Genomic DNA, 18,352 nt, shown 5'->3' with positions numbered 1-18,352 from the left:
ATAAATAAATTAAGACAATGAATTTATCAATAATCATTCTTACTTATAACGAAGAAGCTAACTTGCCTACCTGTTTAGACAGTTTACAGGATCTTGAGGCTGAAGTATTTATTGTTGATTCTGGTAGTAGTGATCGTACCTTAGAAATTGCTCAAAAATATAATTGCCAAGTATATATTAATTCATGGACAAATTACGCACAGCAACTTAATTGGGGATTAGAAAATTTACCAATTAAAGCTTCTTGGATAATGCGTTTAGATGCAGATGAATATTTAACACCAGAGTTAGTAAAAGAAATAAAGGAAACATTGCCTATTACTCCAAAAGAGATAGGTGGTTATCAAATGAAAAGAAGAGTATATTTTATGGGGCGTTGGATACGTCATGGAGGTTACTATCCCACATGGTTATTGAGAATTTGGCGTAATGGCAATGGTATTTGTGAACAAAGATGGATGGATGAACATATTATCTTATCCAATGGTAATATAGCCAATCTTCAACACGATATTATTGATGAAAATCAAAAAGGTTTAAGTTTTTGGGTAAATAAACACAATAGCTATGCCGATAGGGAAGTTAAAGATATGTTAGCGATGGAAGAAGCCGAGGAAAATGAGCAAAATATTTTAAAAAAAAATCAAATTTCTCAAGCATCTCAAAGACGATGGGTTAAAAAAAATTTATATAGCAAATCCCCCTTATTTTTAAGAGCATTCATTTATTGGCTATTGCGCTATACTATTGGTTTAGGTTTTTTAGATGGTATAGAGGGAATGATGTTCCATTTTTTACAAGGTTTTTGGTATCGTTTTTTAGTAGATGCCAAAATTTTTGAAATAAAATACAAAATAAAACAAAATAAATAAGTTAATTTGTAACAAGTATGCCAAATCTTTAAGTAGGTGGCTATGGGCACAAGATAAATATATGATACTAGAAGTAGAAAAAATTTCCAGTCTTCCCTTAAGTGAATTAAGTATAGGCGACAAAATACGTAAACAAATCATATTTGCACCTTTCATTATTTTTATCTATTGTTTAACTATTAAAGGGGGAATATTTGATGGTTGGAGAGGTATATATTACGCTTTTCAGAGAATGTTTGCCGAAATTTTACTATCTTTAAGATTAATTGAATATAGATATTTTAAGGAATTTGATTAAGTAAAACTTAAATATTTAATTATGTAAAATTACCTAGTTTAATCAGTAAATTTATGGTAGTAAATCAAATAATTATTAATAATTTTCATGAAGACAAGATATAGATTTATCCTAGTAATTAAACTTTAAAAAATTGATAACAAAATAAAAGTTTTGATATATACTTAGACAAATAGTCGTTCATCACTTTATTCTAATCATTATGGGTTACTCCCCGTCAGAAGATTTATTTAGAGTTCTTATTTTTAACCAGTTTTATCCCCCAGATTATGCGGCTACAGGGCAATTTATAGAGGAGTTAGCCACTGAGGTTAGTAGAGAAGGTGTCAGAATAAGAGTTTTTAGCGGACAACCGGGATACGCCACCGATATTCAAAAAGCCCCTAGAAACGAAAAAAAAGGTCGATTAAACATCAGGCGATCGCGCGTTACAAATTTGTTACCTCAAGGAATACTTGCTAAGATTGGAAATAGTACACTTTTTTTCATAAGAGCATTTTTACATACTCTCCGTCATCAAAAAAAAGAAGATTTATTAATTGTTACTACTGCTCCCGCTTTTATGACATGGCTAGGTTACTTAGCTCATTTAATTTGGAAAAAAAAATATATCTGCTTAATCTATGACCTTTATCCCAACGTCGTTACAGCTTTGGGAATATTACCAGAAAAACATCCCATAATAGTGCTTTGGCAAAAACTCAATCAAAAAACATGGCAATTTGCAGATGAAATAATTGTTTTATCTCAACCCATGAAAAGTTTAATTGCTGATATTTATCCTCCTTGTGAACATAAAATAACTATTATCGATAATTGGGCAGATGGCGACTTTATCAAACCAATCAAGAAAGAAGACAACTGGTTTGCCAAACAATACGGTTTAGATAAAAAATTCACCATTATCTATTCTGGTAATATGGGACGTTGTCATGATATGGAAACAATTGTTAATGCCGCTTGTTTGCTTAAAGAATATCAAGGTCAAATTCAGTTTGTTTTCATTGGTGGTGGCAGTAAACAAAAATGGGGACAAGAAAAAATTAATCAAATGGGGTTGCAAAACTTTTTATTTCTTCCTTATCAAAAAAGAGAAGTTTTACCTTACTCCTTAACTGCTTGTGATGTGTCTTTAATTTCTATGGGTGAAAATATGGCTGGAGTAGTAGCGCCAAGTAAACTATATTCAACCCTTGCGGCGGGAAAAGCCGTAGCTACAATTTGCCCAGAAAATTCCTTTTTAAACGAATTAATGACTACTGCTAATTGTGGAAAAAGTTTCCGTAACGGTGAAAGCGAGGCTCTAGCAAATTTTCTTCTTGATTTGAGTAATAACGAACAACTTTGTCAAGAAATGGGATACAATGCCAGACGGTACTTTTGTGACTATTTCACGAAAAAAATTGCCATTAGCAAATATTTACAGGTTATTGATAAAGTGCGTTTTTCTAAACAAAAAGTATTGTTTTGATTATTATATTTCTCATTGTTTTAATAAACAATTTTCATTTTCCATGGAATAATAGTCTTTTAATGTAATTCTTTGTATTGCCAACAAACTATGTTCTCCAGAAGAAAAAAATTGACCAATGATTTTAACTTTAACTAAATCAGACTCATTGATTGAACAAGTACGGAATGATTTACACTTAGGTACGTAAGTTAATAATCGGAATTTATTACAGATTTGTCGAGAAATAGGATACAATTCCAGACAGTACTTTTGTGACTATTTCACAAAAAAATTGTCATCACCAAATATTTATAGGTTATTGATAAAGTGGGTTTTTCTGAATAAAAAGTATTTTTATTATTATATGTTTCATAGTTTTTAATAAATAATTTTCATTTTCCATGGAAGAACTAATAGCTTATCTGAAAATAATACAAAAAAGGTGGCTTCCCGCTTCCTTAGTTTTTGCAGTGGTTTTTATCATTATGGGATGGGAAAGATCTCGAAAAGCCGTTCCTTTATATCGAGCAAATGGAACAATAGTTTTTCAATCTAGCACTCCTAGTCTTACTAGCGAATTAGGACTTTCAGAAGAAAAAAACTTGACCAATGATCTTGTTTTAATGAAGTCGGACTCGTTTGCTGAACAAGTACGGAACGATTTACAGTTAGGAACAGAAGTTAATAATCAGAATTTACTACAAAACCTAGTTGCTACCAATCCCCAGAATACTGACGTTATCCAATTATCCTTTACCGATCAAGATCCTGAAAAAGCCGCCGCCATAGTTAACGCTTGGATTGAAAATTATGTAAAACTGGATAAAGAGTTAGAACAAACTCAAACAAGAGAGTTAGCCCAGTTTTTACAACAACAAATACCTCAAACTCAGGAATCATTAGAAGCAACAGCCGAAAAAATTAAGGATTTTAAGCAAAATAATCGTATTCTTGATATTAATGCTGAAGCTAGTTCAACCACAGAAATTCTCAGCGAATTAGATGCCCAAATAGCTGAAACTAAAGCTCAGTTGGCGGCACAAAAATCTCGTAGGGATGATTTAAGAAAACTATTTCAAATTGATTCCGATACGGCGGTTACTTCTAGCTTTATCAATGAATCTCCGATTGTTAGTTCTCTTATTCAACAGTTAGAAGGAATTGAAACTAAAATTGAGCAAGAAAAGTTAAGATTTGGCGATCGCCATCCTGAAGTAAGCAGACTGGAAAAGGAAAAACAAATTTTAGAAGAACAATTAGAAAAATATTTAAAAAATGTTTCTCCCCAAAATAATGTTACTCAACAAGATATAAACGAAAATAATATATATCAACCCGGAGCTTCTCAAAGTCAACTATTAGTACAATACGCAGAAACCGAAAGAAATATTAAAAGCCTAGAAGCTCAATTAGATTCACTGAATGATTTAATCAATACCTATAGAGAAAGAGTCGATACATTACCATCTCTCGAATTTGAACAAAAACAGTTACAAAGAGAATTAACGACAAAAGACGAAATACTGCAAAGTCTCATCAAAAATTATCAAGATTCCCAAATTGCTCTCAATAATACTCAAGGTAACGTCCGTTTTGTTGAATTGGCGAAAATTCCCACCACACCAGCCATTGAAAGGAAAAATACTTACTTAATACAAGGTTTTTTAGCAGGAATTTTGATGGGTTCACTGGTTGCTTATCTATTAGAACAACTAGATAAAGGCGTTAGAGATGTAGAACAAATAAAAGAATACTTCGATCGACCCATCTTAGCAACTATCCCCAATTTTTTCAGAAAAAGTAAAAGTATTAAGCAGAATATCACCAGTGATCTTCCTGTAAGAGATCATCCTTCTTCCCCCATCAGTGAATCATTCCGTACCCTTTGTACTGCCATTAAATTTATCGGTATTCAAGATGGTAGCCCTAAAAATAATCTTAAAGTTGTAACTATTTCTAGTTCCGTCACAGCAGAAGGAAAATCAACTATTGCCGCAAATATGGCGATCGCAGCTTCAGGGTTAGGCAATCGAGTTTTACTTATTGAGGCAGATTTACGTAAACCAGGGCAGAAAAAAATATGGACAGAAAAAGGTGAGCAAAAAGGTTTAGGTGATTTATTAAGCACAGATGAACCATCCAACTTTTCCCAGTATATTATTAAAGAACAAGAAAACCTTGACGTTTTATTTGCAGGGAATAATAAAAATAATCCTGTTGCCTTGATTGGTTCACCTCAAATGGCTTATTTAATTCAAGAATTCAGACAAAAATATGATCTAATTATTCTTGATGCCCCCCCTGTAAGCGTCGCCGCCGATGCTCAAATTTTGGCGCGAATGAGCGATGGAATGTTGCTAGTAGTTAGACAAGGAAAAGTGAATACTTCTCTGTTATCAATTACCAAAGAATCCTTGGAATTAGCTGAAGTTAATATATTAGGTCTAATTCCCAATTGTTTCACTACAGACAAAAATAATTATTATTACTATTACAACTATTCTTATTATCATCAGGATTCGGAAGAACCTAAGAAAAAAACTCTATAATTCTTCCCCTAACTCTCTGCTCTATGCAAGAATATCCGACTGAGGTAGGTTTCAGGCATCAGGTAATAGGTAGCAGGTTTAATTTTCATAAGATTATATTATTTTATCCAAGAATTGAAAACAGGAAAATCAATTAATATATTTTTTTTGTCAATTCTTTAACCTAACACCTGACATCTGACAACTTACCCTCACTGAAAATTTTATGTCGAACTCAGGTTAACCTCAACTCTGCCACCTGAAACATATCTTAAAAACGAGGGTATTTTTGCATTAATCTTCTTACTTCTCCTGCATGATATGAACTTCTAGTTAAAGGGGTAGAAACCACTTGTAAAAAGCCGATACTTTCTCCGTATTCTTGCCATGCCTTAAATTGTTCAGGAGTAATAAATTCTTTGACAGCTAAATGATTAGAAGAAGGTTGTAAGTACTGCCCAATGGTGATAATATCGCAGTCAACTTTACGTAAGTTGAACATTACCTGCTTTACTTCCTCATCAGTTTCTCCTAAGCCTACCATAATCCCTGATTTTGTATAGGTTTTCGGGGATAATTCTCTAGTTTTTTCCAACAAAAGAAGCGATCGCACATACTCTCCTTGGGGGCGTACTTTACGATATAATCTAGGCACAGTTTCCGTATTGTGGTTTAACACTTCAGGTTGAGCTTTTAAAATAGTAGCTAAAGCATCCCAATTGCCACATAAATCGGGAATTAACACTTCAATAGTGGTATTGGGTGAAATGTTACGGGTTTCTTCAATACAAGCCACAAACTGAGATGCACCACCATCGGGTAAATCATCCCTATTCACCGAAGTAATTACCACATGATTTAATTTTAAACGTTTTACCGCTTCTGCCAATCGTAACGGCTCAGTTTCATCTAATCCCCTAGGAGTTTTGTCAAAATCTATGTCACAATAAGGACAAGCACGGGTACAAGCTGGACCCATAATTAAGAATGTAGCAGTACCCGCATTAAAGCATTCTCCTATATTAGGGCAGGATGCTTCTTCACAGACGGTGTTTAATTCTAAGTCTCTCAATATGTCTTTAACTGTGCCTACTCTCTGAATTTGAGGAGCTTTTACTCTTAACCAATCTGGTTTCTTTGGGTTGATAGTTTCTGTGTTTACCATTGTTTCTCTATTTGATGGACGATTGTTGCAAAATTCTTAGGTCGAAGAAACTCATTTGCGAGAAGTGATACAACTTAAAGAATATGATAACCAATAATATATCCTTAGAATGAGATTCATTAGAATAGACTAGGATAAATACAATACAATAAAGTGCAAATTAGGAGATAATAATGGACAGTATAATTAATCTTCGGCAACAAGTTTTATCCCAAATAAATCAACTACCTCAAGATAAATTATAGTAGTTTTAATTAAGAACGATTTTATCAAACTGTAGAACTAAGAGATAAATATTTGGATAAACCTAATATTTCGTTTACCGATTTATCCTCAGTATTAAAATTAGTAAATCACTGAAAAAATCAACTCCTAATTATTTTAACACTGAATTCCTAACCCTGAACTCCGAACTCAATTACTGCCCACCCTAAGACTTTTAATTTGCTTTAGACTTAACTGTTGAACTAATGTGCAACTCTTTGAGTTGTTTTTTATCCACTTCTGCGGGGGCTTCTGTTAACAGACAACTAGCCTGTTGGGTTTTCGGGAAAGCGATTACGTCTCTAATAGAATTTTCCTGCGCCATTAACATCACTAATCTGTCTAAGCCGTAAGCAATACCGCCGTGAGGGGGAGTGCCATACTCAAAGGCTTCGAGTAAAAAGCCGAATTTTTCTTTTGCTTCCTCCTCAGATAAGCCTATGGTAGCAAATACTTTTTCTTGCACTTCTCTTTGATAAATTCTTAAGCTACCTCCGCCGATTTCGATACCGTTTAATACTAAGTCATAGGCTAATGCCCTAGCTTTGGATAAGTCGTCTAAATCCTCTGGATTGGGTGCAGTGAAAGGATGGTGTAAGGCTTCTAAACGTTTTTCATCCGCATTCCATTCAAACATAGGAAATTCGGTAATCCAAACAAAGTTGAGTTTATTTTCATCGATTAAGCCTAATTCTTTCCCAATGGCTAAACGAAGTCTATCGAGAGATTTATTGACAGTTTCGGTGTCTCCTGCTCCAAATAAGAGTAAATGTCCCGCTTTTGCTCCTGTTTTCTCTAATAATGTCTGTTTTTGTTCTTCTGATAGGTTATCTTTGATTGCACCTATGGTATCGATTTCACCGTTTTCTCTGACTCGAATATAAGCGATACCTTTTGCCCCGGCAATAGTTGCTTCATTAAACAAGTCTCCACCGGGTTTGATTCTGACGTTTGATATTTTGTCGTTGCCTTCGGGGATGGGTAAAACTTTGACGATACCACCGCTTTTAATTGCCCCTGAGAATACTTTAAAGCCTGAATCTTTGACGATTTCGGATACATCTACTAATTCTAAACCAAAACGGGTATCGGGTCGATCGCACCCATAACGATTCATTGATTCTGCGTAGGTTAGACGAGGGAAGGGGCGGGGTAAATCAATATTTTTGACAGTTTTGAAGATATGACAGATTAAACCCTCGTTCAGCTCAATTATTTCATCTTCGCTCATGAAACTCATTTCCATATCAAGCTGAGTAAATTCAGGTTGTCTATCCGCCCTTAAATCCTCATCACGGAAACAACGAGCAATTTGATAATAGCGATCGCATCCTGCTACCATAAGTAATTGTTTGAACAACTGAGGAGATTGGGGTAAGGCATACCATTGTCCTTCATTTACCCTAGAAGGTACAAGATAATCTCTAGCCCCTTCAGGAGTAGAGCGAGTCAACACAGGGGTTTCTACCTCTATAAAATTGTAATCATCTTCGAGGTAACGACGCATGGCTTTGACTACCTGATGACGGAGGCTGAGGTTACGACTCATTTTCTCGCGCCTCAAGTCCAAATAACGATATTTTAATCTTAAATCTTCCCTTATATTTTCTTCCTCCACTGTGGCAATTTGAAAAGGTAATTGCTTATTAACACCGTTGAGAATTTCAATTTCTGTGGCATAAATCTCGATTTCCCCCGTAGGTAATTTCGGATTCAAAGATTCGGGAGGGCGTTGAAAAATTTGTCCTGTGATTCTGACTACATATTCATTTCTTAAACTATCTGCATTTTTGTAGGATTCAGGAGTGCGTTGCGGATCACTGACTATTTGTACTACGCCAGTGCGATCGCGCAGATCAATAAAAATAACTCCGCCATGATCCCGACGGCGATCGACCCAACCATAAAGAGTTACAATTTTATCAAGATGTTCTAACCTTAATTCGCCACAATAATGAGTTCGCATAATAATAAGCTATTTTATATAACAAATATTTATAAACTATTTTCCCATACTTAGGAAAGTAAACTTACACAAACCTATTATTATAGCAGTCTTAGGATACATAGATTTGCTTGAGTTAGAAGTTCGGAGTTACGAGTTCGGAAATAATTTATAATTATTAAAAAACAAATAATTTAATGGTATGGAGTGGCAAGAATTTTCAGGTAGTTGGGTTTTAACACCTCCTCATCCTTTAGGCATCATTCACTTTTTAGGAGGAGCATTTGTCGCAACTGCACCCCATATTACCTATAGATGGTTACTGGAAAAATTAGCTCGTCAGGGATATATTATTATTGCAACCTCTTTTCTTAATACTCTTGATCATAAAGCGATCGCAGTTAATGTTCAAAATCGCCTAGAAAATATTTTATATCGTTTGGAATACAAACAAGGTATTGATATAAACTACTTACCCATTTATGGTTTAGGTCATAGCATGGGGTGTAAATTACATCTTCTAATCGGTAGCTTATTAAAAGTAGAAAGAGCAGGAAATATACTTATTTCTTTTAATAACTATCCCTTTAAAAAAGCCATTCCTTTTGCAGAAAATATAATTCCTTATTTACAAGATAATATAAAAAACTATTTACAGTTAGAAGCAAATTTAGACATAGACTTTACCCCTACTCCCATAGAAACAAATACAATTATCCAAGAAAACTATCACATTAGACGTAATTTATTAATTAAATTTAGTGATGATACCATTGATCAAACTCTCGAACTTCATCCTATTTTAAAACAACTACATCCTAATATGATTACAGCTTTGCAACTGTCAGGAAATCACCTCACCCCTTTAGGGCAAGATATTGATTGGGAAATGGGCGGACAATTATTCTCTCCTATCGCAGGAATTTCACAGTGGTTTCAAGACAATTTTTCCAGAGATTTATATAACCTCCATCAACAAATTTCCCGTTGGTTAAATCCTTGTCTGGATGTTGGTTTCTAAAGAAAAAAAACCGACAATACTACTACGATGAAGTGTGATAGTTGTCGGTCAGATGTTTGTTGTCGTTTAATCTTAAGGAAACCTGTAGGAATAACCCATCTGTCTCTGTAAGATTTCTTTACATTTATTTTAACAGACTTTGACATTCTCCCACAACCAAATCGAGATTATGATAAAGGCTTTAGACCCACAGATTTTTGGTAAAGTATAAAATAGAGAGAGTAAACTTTTTATCCTGAAATAATAATGACACAAGCAGTTACTGGTTCAGAAAAAGGCATTCAAATTTCCGAAAAAGCCCTCAAACATCTGTTAACCTTAAAAGAGCAACAAGGAAATCAAGACCTTTGTTTACGAGTGGGTGTTAGGCAGGGGGGTTGCTCAGGGATGTCTTATATGATGGATTTTGAGAACATTAATAATGTTACTGAACATGATGATATTTTTGATTACGATGGTTTTAAAATAATTTGCGATCGCAAAAGTTTATTATATTTGTATGGTTTAATGTTGGACTATAGTGATGCCATGATAGGTGGAGGTTTCCAATTCACAAATCCCAATGCAACTCAAACCTGTGGTTGTGGAAAATCTTTTGCCGCTTAAGATATAAACCATTTAATTATTGATTTAAAATCAAGAAAATAGTGATTACTTGGGGATATAAAATTAGGAATTAGGCATCAATGAGAAATTCAAAATTTACTAATAATAACCTGAGTTCGAGATAAATTTTCATCTATGAGTAATAATAAAAAGAGTAAAGAGCAAGGGGCAAAGGTAAATAGTTGATAATTAAAAGGTGACAGGTTTCAGGTTTCAGGCTTCAGGTGTTAGATGTTAGAAAATTTCCGAATTTTTAATTCTCCCTACTCCCTACTCCCCACTCCCCTACTTTTATAAAACCCCTAACTCCTAACTCATTTCCCCCCAATCCCCCAACAACTTGACACCTACCCGATATTCTTAAACCTAAGTGAGGTTAATAATATTAATATCCCCCTTTATTTATATAACAAAATTTTTTAATATATTTCTTTAAATGTTCCCTTTTCCTCCTCGTAAACCGAATAAAAAAGTCATTATCCCTCAGAAAAAAACATTCCCCTTATCTTCTCCCAGAAGAGTTAATATTCCCTCTCATTTTCAAAAAAATCCCCTTATTACCTATTCTCAAACAGAAATAGAAAGAGAACTACAAAAATATCCCGGACTCTTACGAACTTTATCCCATGCTTATCAGTATCAAGTTACATTCATGGATGATAAAACGGAAAATCAATATTGGTTTTGTCGAAATATAGAATTAACGATGGTTTTATTAAAGTATTTGAATGAAAAAAATTGGTCTGTAGATTGGCAAGAAAAACCTTTTATTCTCAAATAAAATCATCCTGCCTGTTATTCATAAAAATTCATGATCAAATAATAGCAAAAGAGAAAAATAATTTTTATTAGTAAAATCTTTTAATAACCTCGCTAATTACAATACTTTTCAATCAATATCCGTTAAGTTTAACTCCTAAATCAGAACCCAGCTTCTATTAAGTTTTATTTTGTTTCTGAGAATTATCTTCAAAAATGAATTACAATCTGAGAAAGTAAAAAATAATATATCCCCATAATAAATAATTTTTCCATTGAGAGAATTTAGTATATAAATAATGTTAGATTCAGAAGATAAAGGACTTGTAAGTAATAATAAAAAAGATTGGTATGTATTATATATAGGGGATTATAGTCAAATATTTTTACAAATAAAAGATTACTGTGACAATATAACTTTTCAGGAAAAAAATTGTTATTTATTAAACTATAATGATGACATATCTACTCAACATCATATTCCATTAGTTTTTGTTGTAATCAATGAAAATGATAAGAATGACAAAATATCTAAGGTATTTTTGCACAAAATTAGAAAAAAAATAAATAGTCTTTTTGTAAAGTTTATAATTTTATTTGACGGAGAAATAAGCGAAAATTTTAGACAAAAATTATTAAATAACGAAACTATTTTTGATTATATAGATTTAAAAAAAATTAACTTTCAAATCCTAGAAAATAAGATTATAAGTGCTTTAAAATCCTATTGTGAACATTATCAATATCTTAGCTCTCAAAACTTAAGTATTAATGGAGATTTTTGGGGTCATGAAAATCAGTTAACTCAAATCACCAGTTTAATTCCGGGGATGGTATTTCAATTAACTTATAATTCCCAAGATAAATATTTTTTCACTTTTGTTAGTCAGGCAGTGGAAGATATTTTTGAGTTTAGCGTGGAAGATGTTTTAAATAATGCAAAAAAAATTTTTTCTTTAGTTGATCCTAGAGAAATTAATGAATTAAATCAAGTTATTACCCTATCCCGTAAATATTACACTTCTTTTAATTTTGATTGTCAAATAATTACTCCTAGTGGAAAACATAAGTATATTCGCATTAATTCTTCTCCCCAAAAATTAGGCAATCAAGGAATTATTTGGAATGGCATTGTTATTGATGTAACTATAGAAAAACAAAGAGAAATTGCCCTAAGAGAAAACGCATTATTACAAAGGGCAGTTAATTCAATTATGCGAAAAATGAGGGAAAGTATTGATTTTCAGGTAATTTGCGATACAACCACTGCGGAAGTAAGAAATTTATTAAATTGTGATCATGTTGCTGTTTATCAATTTAATGAAGATTGGGGGGGGGAATTTGTTTCTGAAAGTGCAAATAATAATAATATTTCTTTGATTGCAAGTAATAAAAGATATTGGAATGATACTTATATTCAAGATAATCAGGGGGGAAGATACCGTTATGGGGAAATTTTCACCATTAATGATATTGACCAAGAAAATTTATCTCTCTGTCATCGAGAAATTTATCAATATTTTAAAATAAAATCTTTATGTGTTGTACCTATTTTTTGCGGTGATAAATTATGGGGTTTATTAGGTAGTTATTTTCATCATTCTTTTTCGTGGCAGTCTCGGCAAATTTATTTATTAAAACAGATAGTTAGTCAATTGGGTATAGCGATTGAACAAGCAAAACTTTTTGGAGAGGTGAAAAGACAATCTCAAGAGTTAGCAATGGCAAAGGAAACGGCAGAAATGGCAAATTTAGCTAAAAGTGAGTTTCTGGCAAATATGAGTCATGAGATTCGCACCCCCATGAATGCAATTCTAGGTTTTTCTGACTTGTTGCAGGAGTTAGTATTAGATTCGACGGGGAAAAGTTATCTTAATTCCATCATTACCAGTGGCCAAACATTGCTATCTTTAATCAATGATATTTTAGATTTATCTAAGATTGAAGCGGGAAAAATGACTTTAGAATATGAGCCAGTTCATTTAAAATTATTATTAGAAGATATTGTTAATATTTTTACCTTAAAAGCAGAGGAAAAAAAGTTAAATTTACAGTTATTAATTAGTGAAAATTGTCCTGATATTGTTGTTTTTGATGAAGTCAGATTAAGACAAATTTTGTTTAATTTAGTGGGTAATGCTATTAAGTTTACAGATAGGGGTTTTGTGAAAATTTTTGCTGACCAAAACCTTGGTATTAATGATAATTCTTTTCGTAATTGTGGTTTTCGTTTAGAAATAAAAGATACGGGAATAGGTATAGATAAAACACAGTGCGATCGCATTTTTGAATCTTTTACTCAACAGGATGGACAAAGCACCCGTAAATACGGTGGTACAGGACTAGGTTTGACTATCACGAAAAAATTAGTCAATATGCTTAATGGTACGATAACAGTAGAAAGTGAACCGAATGTTGGCAGTAAATTTATTGTTGATTTTCCCGTTGTTGCTTGTACAACTGTCGCTCCCAATGACGATTTTTTAATGGTAGATAATAATTTAGATCAATTTCATCCTAGCAGAATTTTAGTAGTGGACGATATTGACTCTAATCTTAATTTAATTAAGGCTTATTTTGAAGGAACTTCTCACCAAATTTTAACGGCTAAAAATGGTAAAGATGCGATCGCACTGGCAATTAAATATGATTTAGATTTAATTTTATTAGACATAAAAATGCCAAAAATGGATGGAGAAGAAGTAATCAAAATAATTAGAGAAAATAAAAAAATAAAAAATATTCCAATTGTAGTAATTACCGCTTCCATAAATTATCAAGAAACACTTAATTTATCACAATTTGTCCAAGGATTTTTATTGAAACCAATTCAAAGACAAGAATTAGTAAAAGAACTCAAAAAAGTATTATTATACGATGATAATTTATCTCCTTCAAAAATTAATAAATTTTGGACTAAAAAAACAGAAAAAATAGAAGATATACAAGAAGCAATCGATAAACTAATCCAAAAATTACAATCTGAATATATAAAGGAATGGGAAACAATACAACAAACAAAAATAACATCTCACATTCGTAAATTTGCTCAAAATTTAGAAAAGGAAGCCATAAAATATAATTATCCAATCTTATTAAACTATGCTCAAACTTTAATTGATAATATTATCAACATGGAACTAGATTTGCTTGATGAAAAATTAATAGATTTTCCTAATGTAGTCAAAGAAATTTCAGCACAAAAAACTAATGATGAATAAGAAAAATAGACTTATAGTTATTTGTAACGGGAAGTCTTGTCGTCGAGATGGAGCAAATCATTTAATCAAATATATCAAGGAAAATGCTAACAATACGGTGGAATTTACCACTAAATATTGTTTTGGAAGGTGTGGGAATGGTCCAGTTACCCTTATATTACCAGAAGAAAAGCTGATAGAAAATTGCACATTGGCAATCATACAAAAATTTATCAAAAAATATTAGTCTTGAATTAGAATTCATATAAGTGTCAGAGACTAATTTATGTAAAAACATTTGTAAATCATTAATCAATAAAGGGAACAAAGATAATGATTTGTCTAAATTAATCTTCAATTGTCCATAATACCGAACCATAATTATCCAACTAGTGCTAGGTTTTCTCTAACAAATACTTTCTCCTTGATTCTAGTTGAAAACGCTTATTTTCTAGGATTTGGTCTAGTTTACTTTTAAACATGACATGGGAGTTTTTTAAGTACATAACCCCAGTTCAGTTTAATAATATCGAGTAGGTATCAAGTTGTTAAGGGATTGGGGGGAAATGAGTTAGGAGTTAGGGGTTTTATAAAAGTAGGGGAGTGGGGAGTAGGGAGTAGGGAGAATTAAAAATTCGGAAATTTTCTAACATCTAACACCTGAAACCTGAAACCTGAAACCTGAAACCTGTCACCTTTTAATTATCAACTATTTACCTTTGCCCCTTGCCCTTTTCATCTATGAGTTAATGACGAAAATTTATCTCGAACTCAGGTTACATATCATTTTATCTCAAATTTCTCATACAATTCGTTTAAATTAATAAAATTCAAAGTCAATTGCACCCCATGAAAAATATTCTTGGAAATAGGCTTAAAATAATGCTAAACTGTAATGAAACTTAGTTTTTGACAAAAAAGTCATTCAAGGTATAAGTTAATTAATTTCCTTGATTTGGAGTAGAATATTAGATGAGTACAACCAATCAGACAAGTAACTCAAGTAATTACGATGCTGAACAGATACAAGTCCTAGAAGGGTTAGAGCCAGTTAGGAAACGTCCGGGGATGTATATTGGTTCAACAGGACCTAGGGGCTTACATCACCTAGTATATGAAGTAGTTGATAACTCTATTGACGAAGCCTTAGCAGGTTATTGTACTCATATTGAAATAGATTTGAATGCGGATGGTTCAGTCAGTGTAACTGATGACGGTAGAGGTATCCCCACAGATATTCACCCTCGCACCAAAAAATCAGCATTAGAAACAGTTATGACCGTACTTCACGCAGGGGGTAAATTCGGAGGCGGTGGTTATAAAGTCTCTGGGGGTTTACACGGTGTTGGTATTTCCGTGGTTAATGCCCTTTCTGAATGGGTGCAAGTGACAGTATGGCGTAGTGATAAAGTCCATACCCAACGTTATGAGAGAGGAAAACCTCTTACTGATTTAGAAACAAAAGATAATGATACAGGTCATTCTACAGGTACTTCTGTATCTTTTTTGCCCGATAATCAAATTTTTACGGAAACTACCGAATTTGACTACAATCTTTTATCTAATCGTTTAAGAGAATTAGCTTATTTGAATGCAGGGGTGAAAATTACTTTCTGCGATCGCCGTATTACTCCTAATCGAGAGGAAACCTATTGTTATGAAGGAGGTATTAAAGAATACGTTGCCTACATGACGAGGGAAAAAGAAGTTTTACACCAAGATATTATCTACACCTCTGGAGATAAAAATGGGGTGCAGGTAGAAGTGGCTTTACAATGGTGTATTGATGCCTATAGCGATACTATTTTAGGCTTTGCGAACAATATTCGTACTATTGATGGCGGTACACATTTAGAAGGTTTAAAAACTGTTTTAACTCGTACTTTAAACAATATTGGACGAAAAAGAAATAAAATCAAGGAAAATGATTCTAATTTAGGGGGAGAAAACGTCAGGGAAGGTTTAACGGCGGTTATCTCTGTGAAAGTACCCGATCCTGAATTTGAGGGGCAAACCAAGACAAAATTAGGCAACTCAGAAGTAAGGGGTATTGTCGATTCTTTGGTGGGAGAAGCCTTAAACGAGTATTTAGAGTTTAATCCTCATGTTGCTGATAGTATCATTGAAAAAGCGATTCAAGCCTTTAAAGCCGCCGAAGCCGCAAGACGTGCAAGGGAATTGGTGAGACGTAAATCGGTGTTAGAGTCTTCACCCCTACCGGGTAAGTTAGCAGATTGTAGCTCCCGTGATCCAGCAGAATCCGAGATTTTCCTCGTGGAAGGTGATAGTGCAGGGGGATGTTTTCATGGGGATACAAGGATAGCTTTGGTTGACGGAAGGCATATCTCCTTTAAAGAGTTAGTGAAAGAACAAGCAGAAGGAAAAGAGCATTTCTGTTATACTATCCGTCATGATTGCACTGTAGGGGTAGAAAAAATTATTCATCCCCGTATAACGAAACATAATGCCCAAGTTATCAAAGTTACTTTAGACAATGGCGAGGAAATTATTTGTACTCCTGATCATCGTTTTATGTTACGAGATGGTAGCTATAAACAGGCTCAATTTTTAACTGCGGATGATTCTTTGATGCCTTTATATCGGAAAATTTCTTCTACCAAAGAAAAGGGTATTACCATTGATGGTTATGAAATGGTGTGGAATCCTCGTTCTGATTCATGGTTATTTACTCATTTAGTTGCTGACTGGTACAATCGTTGGCAGGGTGTGTACAAAAAAGGTGATGGAGAACATTGTCATCATGTAGATTTTAACAAAAGAAATAATAATCCCACTAATTTAATCCGTTTAAATGCAGAAGAGCATTTAGCTTTACATCGTAATCATTTAGAGCATACTCTACATCGTCCTGATGTGAAAGAAAAATGTTCTCAGATAAGACAAACTGATGATTTTCGTCAGATGATGAGTGAGAGAATGAAACAAGAGGATACTCGTCAAATGTTATCTTCTCAAGCTAAGGCACAATGGGAGAATCCTGAGTATAAAGCCTATATGATGACTCAGTGGCAAGATTTTTACAACAGTAATGAGGATTATCGTCAACAAAATGCTGAACAGTTATACTTGGCACAACAAGAGTATTGGAGTCAAGAATCTAATCGTAAAGCTCAAAGTGACAGGGTAAAAGAATATTATCGTGATAATCCCTCCGCTCGTCAAGAATTGTCCATTGTGGCACAAAAACAGTGGAAAAATGAGGAATTATTAGCATGGAGACGGGAAACTACAAGTAAACAATGGACTCCTGAGTTTCGAGAAAAACGCCGTCAAGCCTTAGCTAAAACCTATTACAATAAAACTTTATCGGCACTAAAACAAATCGAAATTGATTGCGGTTGTGTCGATTTGGATGCTTATCGTCAGTATCGTTTACAAACGAAGGATAAGTCTTTATTGAAATTTGAGACATTTTGTGATCGCTTCTTCAATGGTAATCAAAGCGAAGTTTTAGAAGCAGTGGCTAACTATAATCATCGGGTTGTCAAAATTGAATCGGTTACAGAAACTTTTGATGTTTATGATATAGAAGTGCCTCATACCCATAATTTCGCCCTCGCTAGTGGTATTTTCGTTCATAATAGTGCTAAACAAGGGCGCGATCGCCGCTTCCAAGCTATACTGCCTTTAAGGGGTAAAATCCTGAATATCGAAAAAACCGATGATGCGAAGATTTACAAAAATAACGAGATTCAATCCTTAATTACCGCTTTAGGATTGGGTATTAAAGGGGATGAATTTGATGCGAGTCAACTACGTTATCATCATATTGTAATCATGACGGACGCTGATGTAGATGGCGCACACATCCGTACTCTTTTGTTAACATTCTTCTATCGTTATCAACGGGAATTGGTAGAGCAAGGCTACATCTATATTGCTTGTCCTCCTCTCTATAAATTGGAAAGGGGTAAAAATCATTTCTATTGCTATAGCGATCGAGAATTACAGCAGAAAATAGCTGAACTTCCTGCCAATGCTAACTATAATATCCAACGGTTTAAAGGTTTAGGGGAGATGATGCCCGAACAACTTTGGGATACTACTATGAATCCTGAAACCCGTATGATGAAACGAGTTGAGATTGAAGACGCAGCCGAAGCCGATCGCATCTTTACTGTTTTGATGGGCGATCGCGTTGCACCACGCAGAGAGTTCATTGAGACACACGGACCGAGATTAAACCTGACAGAGTTAGACGTGTAATTAATTATAGGGTG

12 protein-coding genes are annotated in these 18,352 nt (G+C 33.7%); 10 read left to right on the top strand and 2 right to left on the bottom strand.

What is annotated here, in order from left to right:
• Positions 1-17 precede the first annotated feature (17 nt).
• The 4 genes from Dongsha4_RS12775 (at position 18) to Dongsha4_RS12760 (ending at position 5,172) form a co-directional block, all read left to right on the top strand.
• Positions 18-872: a glycosyltransferase family 2 protein gene (locus Dongsha4_RS12775; protein WP_330202751.1), complete on the top strand. Its 855-nt coding sequence runs from the start codon at positions 18-20 to the stop codon at positions 870-872.
• Between the two features lie 61 nt (positions 873-933).
• Positions 934-1,170 carry a hypothetical protein gene (locus Dongsha4_RS12770; RefSeq protein WP_330202750.1) on the top strand — a complete coding sequence of 79 codons (237 nt, stop codon included), beginning with the start codon at positions 934-936 and terminating at the stop codon, positions 1,168-1,170.
• Between the two features lie 202 nt (positions 1,171-1,372).
• The gene (locus Dongsha4_RS12765) at positions 1,373-2,641 is read left to right on the top strand and encodes a glycosyltransferase family 4 protein (RefSeq protein ID WP_330202749.1); all 1,269 of its coding nucleotides are present in this window, start codon (positions 1,373-1,375) and stop codon (positions 2,639-2,641) included.
• 383 nt (positions 2,642-3,024) lie between these two features.
• On the top strand, positions 3,025-5,172 hold the full coding sequence (locus tag Dongsha4_RS12760; protein ID WP_330202748.1) for a GumC family protein: 2,148 nt from the start codon (positions 3,025-3,027) through the stop codon (positions 5,170-5,172).
• A gap of 250 nt (positions 5,173-5,422) precedes the next feature.
• On the opposite strand, the gene lipA is transcribed toward Dongsha4_RS12760, so the two are convergent.
• Positions 5,423-6,316 (bottom strand): lipoyl synthase, encoded by an 894-nt coding sequence (gene lipA, locus Dongsha4_RS12755; protein WP_330202747.1) that lies wholly within the window; start codon positions 6,314-6,316, stop codon positions 5,423-5,425.
• Positions 6,317-6,755: 439 nt separating this feature from the next.
• Positions 6,756-8,546 carry an aspartate--tRNA ligase gene (gene aspS, locus Dongsha4_RS12750; protein ID WP_330202746.1) on the bottom strand — a complete coding sequence of 597 codons (1,791 nt, stop codon included), beginning with the start codon at positions 8,544-8,546 and terminating at the stop codon, positions 6,756-6,758.
• A 181-nt stretch (positions 8,547-8,727) separates the two neighbouring features.
• Between aspS and Dongsha4_RS12745 the strand changes: the two genes are divergently transcribed.
• From Dongsha4_RS12745 to gyrB, 6 genes are all read left to right on the top strand, one after another.
• A complete protein-coding gene (locus tag Dongsha4_RS12745; RefSeq protein ID WP_330202745.1) occupies positions 8,728-9,546 on the top strand; it encodes a DUF1350 family protein in 819 nt (272 codons plus the stop codon).
• A gap of 246 nt (positions 9,547-9,792) precedes the next feature.
• Entirely contained in the window at positions 9,793-10,152 is a 360-nt protein-coding gene (locus tag Dongsha4_RS12740; protein WP_015220917.1) for an iron-sulfur cluster assembly accessory protein, read from the top strand.
• A 436-nt stretch (positions 10,153-10,588) separates the two neighbouring features.
• The gene (locus Dongsha4_RS12735) at positions 10,589-10,933 is read left to right on the top strand and encodes a hypothetical protein (RefSeq protein ID WP_330202744.1); all 345 of its coding nucleotides are present in this window, start codon (positions 10,589-10,591) and stop codon (positions 10,931-10,933) included.
• Between the two features lie 277 nt (positions 10,934-11,210).
• Complete coding sequence (locus Dongsha4_RS12730; RefSeq protein ID WP_330202743.1) at positions 11,211-14,132, top strand: ATP-binding protein; 2,922 nt, start codon at positions 11,211-11,213, stop codon at positions 14,130-14,132.
• On the top strand, positions 14,122-14,358 hold the full coding sequence (locus Dongsha4_RS12725) for a (2Fe-2S) ferredoxin domain-containing protein (RefSeq protein WP_330202742.1): 237 nt from the start codon (positions 14,122-14,124) through the stop codon (positions 14,356-14,358). Before Dongsha4_RS12730 ends, Dongsha4_RS12725 begins: the two co-directional genes overlap by 11 nt.
• Before the next feature lie 725 nt (positions 14,359-15,083).
• Positions 15,084-18,338, top strand: coding sequence for a DNA topoisomerase (ATP-hydrolyzing) subunit B (gene gyrB, locus Dongsha4_RS12720; protein ID WP_330202741.1), 3,255 nt, complete (start codon positions 15,084-15,086; stop codon positions 18,336-18,338).
• Positions 18,339-18,352 lie beyond the last annotated feature (14 nt).

It is taken from the genome of Cyanobacterium sp. Dongsha4, assembly GCF_036345015.1.
GTDB lineage: Bacteria > Cyanobacteriota > Cyanobacteriia > Cyanobacteriales > Cyanobacteriaceae > PCC-10605.
The sequence above is the reverse complement of the archived record's forward strand: the minus strand, read 5'-3'. Positions and strand labels throughout refer to the sequence as shown.